Origin of the sequence: Streptomyces sp. KLMMK (genome assembly GCF_036961605.1) — a bacterium.
Lineage (GTDB): Bacteria > Actinomycetota > Actinomycetes > Streptomycetales > Streptomycetaceae > Streptomyces > Streptomyces telluris.
Genome location: NZ_JBAMDC010000386.1, coordinates 1 through 6,039, shown reverse-complemented (window position 1 = coordinate 6,039; position 6,039 = coordinate 1). Strand labels below are relative to the sequence as shown.

The window sequence follows — 6,039 nt, the reverse complement described above, 5'->3', positions numbered from 1 at the left end:
GGTGCGGTGGGCGGCGGACTGCCGGGAGGCGGGGATCGCGGTCGGCTGCTTCCGGCCGCCGTCCGTGCCGGACGGCGTCTCGCGGCTGCGGCTGACCGCCCGGGCCGACCTGTCGGACCGGCAGGTGACGGCCGCGGCCGACGCGATCATACGGACCGCGCCGGCCGCTTGAGAGAAAGGGACTGACGGGTCAGAGCGGGTCGGTCCCGCCGTCGCGCAGACCCTCGACGAAGCGGGTCCACGCGGCGGAGCGGAAGACGAGCGCGGGCCCGCCCGCCCGCTTGGAGTCGCGCACGGCGAGGAGGCGGCCGGGGAGCGGTCCGGCCGTCTCGACGCAGTTGTTGTATCCGGTGCTGTAACTGCTGCGCCGCCATGGAGCCTCGCGGAGCAGGGAAAGCGCTGCAGGGGTGGAACGGTGGGGTACGTACCGAGGCATTGCGGACATGGTGCCTCCTTACGCGCCGTCGTTGATCCCGGCGATGAATTCCAGCGATTTCTCGTGCGAGAGGGCGTGTGCGCGCAGTGTCGTGAAGGCCGCGCCGTACGCCCGGAGGTCTTCTTTCCGCTCCAGGTAGAGGCTACTCGTCAAGTGGTCGAGAACAACCACATCCAGATCAGCAATGCGCGGAAATGAGAAAATAACAAAAGGCCCGGTGATGCCCATATGGCCGCCGCTGGAGAAGGGCAGGACATGCAGTCGCACGTGCCCCAGCGATCCCGTCTCCACCAGGTGCCGCAACTGCCCGGCCATGACCTCCGGGCCGCCGACCTCATGGCGCAGCACGGCCTCGTCCAGCACGGCGCACACCTCCAGCGGCTGCTCGCCCCGGAGCACCGCCTGGCGCGCCAGGCGCACCCGCACCAGCTCCTCGACCTGCTCCGGCGCGGGGTCGCCGAGGGCCGCGCGGGTCACGGCGCGGGCGTAGTCCGGCGTCTGCAGCAGGCCGGGCACCACGGTGGTCTCCAGGGTGCTTAACCGCGAGGCCTCCGACTCCAGGCTGATGAAGTCGAGATAGGCGGGCGGCAGCCGGTCCCGGTAGGCGTACCACCAGCCGCGCCGGGCTCCCGCACCCTCGCCCGGTTCGGGGGACCCCGCACCGCACAGCGCCCCCAGCAGCGCGCGCAGCTCGGCGTCGGTGACCCCGTAGGCGTCCAGCAGCCGGGCCACGTCCGCCGGTTTCACGCCACTGCTGCCCGTCTCGATCCGGCTGACCTTCGACTGGTGCCAGCCCACCGCACGCGCGGCCTCCAGGCTCGTCAGCCCGGCCAGTTCGCGCTGGCGGCGCAGCTCCGCACCCAGCTTGCGGCGGCGTACCGCCGGTCCGTACCGCATTGGCCCTCCCCTGGGTCACTGTCGTTGTCATACGTCAGTGTCAATAGCCCAGTGTGCCGTGTGAATCCGGTCGCTCGTTGTAGAGTTCACTGCTTCGGGCGACAGATATATGCATATCTCGGGGGATCGCTCCCATCACAGGCGTTATCAGTGGCAGTCTGTCGCGCAGAGCCGTCCGAGGCCGCTCATGCCCCCCACGACTTACGGCACGCTTCCCGGTTTTCCGTGGCACGCACCGGAGTCCGGTCTCGGCGGGACCTCGGCTGAAAGGGCCACCGCCATGGCAGACCACCAAGAAGCCACCGTCACGCTGCCGAGCGCCCCCGCCTCGGTCTCCACGGCGCGCCGCTACGTCGCGGAGGTGCTGGCGGACTGGGGGCTTCCGGGCGGGACGGACACCTCGGAGACCGTGCGCCTGATCGTCTCCGAGCTCGCGACCAACGCCGTGCAGCACACCCGGGGTCAGTCGCCCACCTTCACCGTGGACGTCCGCCTCGACCGTGATCAGCAGCTGCGCATCGGCGTCACGGACAGCCACCCGCGCTTCCCCCGGCGGCTGCCCGCCGCGGTCCAGCAGGACAACGGCCGCGGCATGGTGATCATCCGCTGTCTCACCGCGGAGCACGGGGGGCGGCTGTTCTGCACGCCGACCTCCGACGGCGGCAAGACGGTGTGGATCTCCCTCCCCTGGACCGCGCCGGTCAGCGCCGAGCGCTGAACTCCCCTCCGGCCGGCCTGGCCCCCCGCACCCGGGTGCGGGGGGCCTCGGGCCTCTTCGGGCCCTCGTGCGGGGAGGTGCGGGGAGTGGGTGTCACCGGCCCTTCCGGGGTCTCCGGGCGGGCCGGTGACGCCGGGTCAGCCGACCCGGCCGTAGAGGACGCTGTTGGTCCAGATCCGCTCCAGACGGACGACCGCGCCCGTCTTGGGTGCGTGCCAGATGCGGCCGTCCCCGTTGTATATCCCCACGTGGTAGATCCCGCGCCCGGAGACGAAGAAGACGAGGTCGCCGCGTTCGCGTGCGGAGCGGGGGATGTGGTGGGTGCTGTTGTACTGCTGGGCGGCGGTGCGGGGCAGGGACTTCCCGGCCCGCTTGAAGGAGTAGAGCGTCAGGCCCGAGCAGTCGAACCGGGAGGGTCCGGTCGCCCCCCACTGATACGGGGAGCCCTGCTTCGAGGCCGCGATCCGCAGTGCCTGGGTGGAGACGGTAGACGCCTCCGCCTCTGCCGCGCCGCCCGGAACCAGCACGGTGGCTCCGACGGCGGCGAGAGTGAGGGCCGATGCCGCACCGGCCCTGGACAGCTTTGACGGACGTTTGTGCGCGCCCATGCGCTAACCCTTCGTCAGCCGCCTGTGAAGGATGACCTGTCGGGTTCGGGCAGGCGAAGGTTGCCCGGCCGCTGTCAACGGCTTCACCCCAAGGGCCGACCGCACTACTCTTGGTCGTCCCACCACTCTTGGGTCCTCCATCCCTGCCGTTGCACTCAAGTCGACCCGGCATCCCGGCGGCGGCAGGGTTCGGCGTCCGCCGGGACCGCCCCGCCTGGGTGGCGGGGTCTTGTCGTCGAAGGGATCTTGGCGCAGCCGCCGTGCCGATTCCGAGCGGAACCAGGGGTATGTGAGCCTGATCACTTCTGGGCAATTCCGGTGGACGCGGGGCGATTTGATGGTGTGCGCCCAAGCCGGCTGAGCCGCTGGCCTGCGGCGGTTCGTACCGGCCCGGGGGCAATCCGGCCGTCCGCGCCAAATCGATCACCGCGCCCCGTCTACGCCGTGATCCTTCATGGAGGGGACCGGGGTTTATTCGGGTGCGGACCCCCGGCCCTCCGGCGCACATGGCGCGGAGATCCCTTCGCCCCCGGCGCTCTGCGCCGGGGACCCGTATCGTCCGCGTCGGCATGACCCGCTCGCACCTTCCGTTCACCCGTTCCGTACGGGCGTGCGAGCCGCGGCGCCGTCGTACCACCGCGACGACCATGGTCTGCGCCGCCCGTAGCCGGCCGTACGTGTCGTGCGGACGGGCGGCCATGATCCGGCCCAGAAGATCCAGTAGGTGCAGACGACAGACGGCGCCCGGGCCCGTGGCCATGGCATCGCAAAGAGTCAGTTAACGCGTTGGAAAAGGTTGCGCCCTAATCTGCAATCACTGGCCACCGGCCGAAGAACCCCAGGTCAACACCGTGTTGAACTCGGGTAGCGTCCCGGTGCGTCCATCCGGGACACCTGGGACGACAGTGAGGTGGGACGCATGCAACTCTCCCCGCGCGAGCAGGAACGACTGCTCCTGCACGTGGCCGCCGACGTGGCCGCCAAGCGCAAGGCCCGCGGCCTGCTCCTCAACCACCCCGAGGCGGTGGCCCTGATCACGGTCCACGTCCTCGAAGGCGCCCGGGACGGCCGCACCGTCGCCGAGCTGATGTCCTCCGGGCGCGGGGTGCTCACCCGCGACGACGTCATGGAGGGCATCCCCGAGATGCTCCACGACGTCCAGGTCGAGGCCACCTTCCCCGACGGCACCAAGCTCGTCACCGTTCACGAACCGATCTGCTGACGGGGAGGACCCGCGATGATCCCCGGAGAAATCCTGTACGCCGCCGAGCCCGTGGCCCTCAACCAGGGACTGCACCGCACCCGGCTCACCGTGCTCAACGCCGCCGACCGCCCGGTGCAGGTCGGCTCGCACTACCACTTCGCCGAGGCCAACCCCGGCCTCGACTTCGACCGTGCGGCGGCCCGCGGCAAGCGCCTCGACATCGCCGCCGGCACCGCCGTCCGCTTCGAGCCGGGCATCCCCCTCCAGGTCGACCTCGTCCCCATCGGCGGCAAGCGCATCGTCGAGGGCCTGCGCGGCGAGTGCGGGGGACCGCTCGATGACTGAACTCAGCCGCGTCGCCTACGCCGGCCTCTACGGGCCGACCGCCGGCGACCGCGTCCGCCTCGCCGACACCGACCTCGTCGTCGAGATCGAGGAGGACCGCAGCGGCGGGCCCGGGCACGCCGGCGACGAGGCCGTCTTCGGCGGCGGCAAGGTCATCCGCGAGTCCATGGGCCAGTCCCGCGCGACCCGGGCGGACGGGGCCCCCGACACCGTCATCACCGGGGCCCTCGTCCTCGACCACTGGGGCGTCGTCAAGGCCGACATCGGCATCCGCGACGGCCGGATCACCGGCGTCGGCAAGGCCGGCAACCCCGACACCATGGACGGCGTCCACCCCGACCTCGTCATCGGACCCGAGACCGAGGTCATCGCCGGCAACGGCAAGATCCTCACCGCCGGGGCCGTCGACGCCCACGTCCATTTCATCTGCCCGCAGGCCGCGGACGAGGCTCTCGCCTCGGGAGTCACCACCCTGCTCGGCGGCGGCACCGGGCCGGCCGAGGGCAGCAAGGCCACCACCATCACCCCCGGAGCCTGGCACCTCGCCCGGATGTTCGAGGCCATGGAGGGCTACCCCGTCAACGTCGGCCTGCTGGGCAAGGGCAACACCGTCTCGTACGACTCGATGCGCGCCCAGCTGCGGGCCGGCGCCGTCGGCTTCAAGATCCACGAGGACTGGGGGGCGACCCCCGCCGTCATCGACGCCTGCCTGGCCGTGTGCGAGGAGAGCGGGGCCCAGCTCGCCATCCACACCGACACCCTCAACGAGGCCGGCTTCGTCGGCGACACCCTCGCCGCCATCGCCGGCCGGTCCATCCACGCCTACCACACCGAAGGCGCGGGCGGCGGGCATGCACCCGACATCATCACCGTCGTCTCCGAGGCCAACGTCCTGCCCAGCTCCACCAACCCCACCCGGCCGCACACCGTCAACACCGTCGACGAGCACCTCGACATGCTGATGGTCTGTCACCACCTCAACCCGGGCGTCCCCGAAGACCTCGCCTTCGCCGAGTCCCGCATCCGGCCGGGCACCATCGCCGCCGAGGACGTCCTGCACGACCTCGGAGCGATCTCGATCATCTCCTCCGACTCCCAGGCGATGGGCCGCATCGGGGAGGTCGTGCTGCGCACCTGGCAGACCGCGCACGTGATGAAGAGACGCCGCGGCGCCCTGCCCGGCGACGGCCCGGCCGACAATGCACGGGCCCGGCGCTACGTCGCCAAATACACCATCAACCCGGCCGTCGCGCAGGGCCTCGACCACGAGATCGGCTCCGTGGAGCCCGGCAAGCTCGCGGACCTCGTGCTGTGGGACCCCGCCTTCTTCGGCGTGCGGCCGCAGCTCGTCATCAAGGGCGGCCAGATCGCCTACGCGCAGATGGGCGACGCCAACGCCTCCATCCCCACCCCGCAGCCGGTCCTGCCGCGCCCCATGTTCGGGGCCCACGGCCGCGCCCCGGCCGCCAACTCCCTCAACTTCGTCACCCAGTGGGCCATGGACGACGGCCTCCCCGAACGCCTCGGCCTCGGCAAGCGGTTCGTCCCCATACGGTCCACGCGCGGCGTCACCAAGGCGGACATGCGCAACAACGACGCCCGGCCGAGGGTGGAGGTCGACCCCGACACGTTCACGGTCACCGTCGACGGCGAAGTGATCGAACCCCGGCCGGCGGCGGAACTGCCGATGGCCCAGCGTTACTTCCTCTTCTGATGAACACGACGACCGCGGCCACCGTGCCGCCCGCACCGGCGCCCGGGGCGAGGACCGGCGGCCTCGCCGCCCTCCTCGTCCTGGCCGACGGCCGCTTCCCCGCCGGCGGGCACGCCC

At 71.3% G+C, this 6,039-nt stretch carries 7 protein-coding genes, 1 pseudogene and 1 riboswitch; of the genes and pseudogenes, 5 read left to right on the top strand and 3 right to left on the bottom strand.

The window, feature by feature from the left end:
* A pseudogene (locus V7793_RS31745) lies at positions 1 to 172 on the top strand (8-amino-7-oxononanoate synthase); the annotation flags it as partial.
* 18 nt (positions 173 to 190) lie between these two features.
* Here V7793_RS31745 and V7793_RS31740 read toward each other — a convergent pair.
* Positions 191 to 445 carry a DUF397 domain-containing protein gene (locus tag V7793_RS31740; protein WP_336013115.1) on the bottom strand — a complete coding sequence of 85 codons (255 nt, stop codon included), beginning with the start codon at positions 443 to 445 and terminating at the stop codon, positions 191 to 193.
* A 9-nt stretch (positions 446 to 454) separates the two neighbouring features.
* Complete coding sequence (locus V7793_RS31735; protein WP_336013113.1) at positions 455 to 1,333, bottom strand: helix-turn-helix domain-containing protein; 879 nt, start codon at positions 1,331 to 1,333, stop codon at positions 455 to 457.
* Between the two features lie 280 nt (positions 1,334 to 1,613).
* Here V7793_RS31735 and V7793_RS31730 point away from each other — a divergent pair, with 280 nt between their 5' ends.
* Positions 1,614 to 2,051, top strand: coding sequence for an ATP-binding protein (locus V7793_RS31730; protein ID WP_336013110.1), 438 nt, complete (start codon positions 1,614 to 1,616; stop codon positions 2,049 to 2,051).
* 137 nt (positions 2,052 to 2,188) lie between these two features.
* Here the strand turns inward: V7793_RS31730 and V7793_RS31725 are convergent, their stop codons facing one another.
* Positions 2,189 to 2,659 (bottom strand): C40 family peptidase, encoded by a 471-nt coding sequence (locus tag V7793_RS31725; protein ID WP_336013108.1) that lies wholly within the window; start codon positions 2,657 to 2,659, stop codon positions 2,189 to 2,191.
* A 4-nt stretch (positions 2,660 to 2,663) separates the two neighbouring features.
* Positions 2,664 to 2,848: riboswitch (cyclic di-AMP (ydaO/yuaA leader) on the bottom strand.
* Positions 2,849 to 3,578: 730 nt separating this feature from the next.
* On the opposite strand from V7793_RS31725, the gene V7793_RS31720 reads away from it, so the two are divergent.
* From V7793_RS31720 to V7793_RS31710, 3 genes are read left to right on the top strand one after another with little or no spacing between them, the layout of a single operon-like run.
* Positions 3,579 to 3,881: an urease subunit gamma gene (locus V7793_RS31720; RefSeq protein WP_336013106.1), complete on the top strand. Its 303-nt coding sequence runs from the start codon at positions 3,579 to 3,581 to the stop codon at positions 3,879 to 3,881.
* 15 nt (positions 3,882 to 3,896) lie between these two features.
* A complete protein-coding gene (locus V7793_RS31715; protein ID WP_058041472.1) occupies positions 3,897 to 4,208 on the top strand; it encodes an urease subunit beta in 312 nt (103 codons plus the stop codon).
* Positions 4,201 to 5,922 (top strand): urease subunit alpha, encoded by a 1,722-nt coding sequence (locus V7793_RS31710; RefSeq protein ID WP_336013104.1) that lies wholly within the window; start codon positions 4,201 to 4,203, stop codon positions 5,920 to 5,922. The genes V7793_RS31715 and V7793_RS31710 overlap by 8 nt, the downstream gene beginning before the upstream one ends.
* Positions 5,923 to 6,039 lie beyond the last annotated feature (117 nt).

Coding starts and splice junctions, on each gene's coding strand:
- V7793_RS31740 (WP_336013115.1), bottom strand. CDS start 445: ATGTCCGCAATGCCTCGGTACGTACCCCACCGTTCCACCCCTGCAGCG.
- V7793_RS31735 (WP_336013113.1), bottom strand. CDS start 1,333: ATGCGGTACGGACCGGCGGTACGCCGCCGCAAGCTGGGTGCGGAGCTG.
- V7793_RS31730 (WP_336013110.1), top strand. CDS start 1,614: ATGGCAGACCACCAAGAAGCCACCGTCACGCTGCCGAGCGCCCCCGCC.
- V7793_RS31725 (WP_336013108.1), bottom strand. CDS start 2,659: ATGGGCGCGCACAAACGTCCGTCAAAGCTGTCCAGGGCCGGTGCGGCA.
- V7793_RS31720 (WP_336013106.1), top strand. CDS start 3,579: ATGCAACTCTCCCCGCGCGAGCAGGAACGACTGCTCCTGCACGTGGCC.
- V7793_RS31715 (WP_058041472.1), top strand. CDS start 3,897: ATGATCCCCGGAGAAATCCTGTACGCCGCCGAGCCCGTGGCCCTCAAC.
- V7793_RS31710 (WP_336013104.1), top strand. CDS start 4,201: ATGACTGAACTCAGCCGCGTCGCCTACGCCGGCCTCTACGGGCCGACC.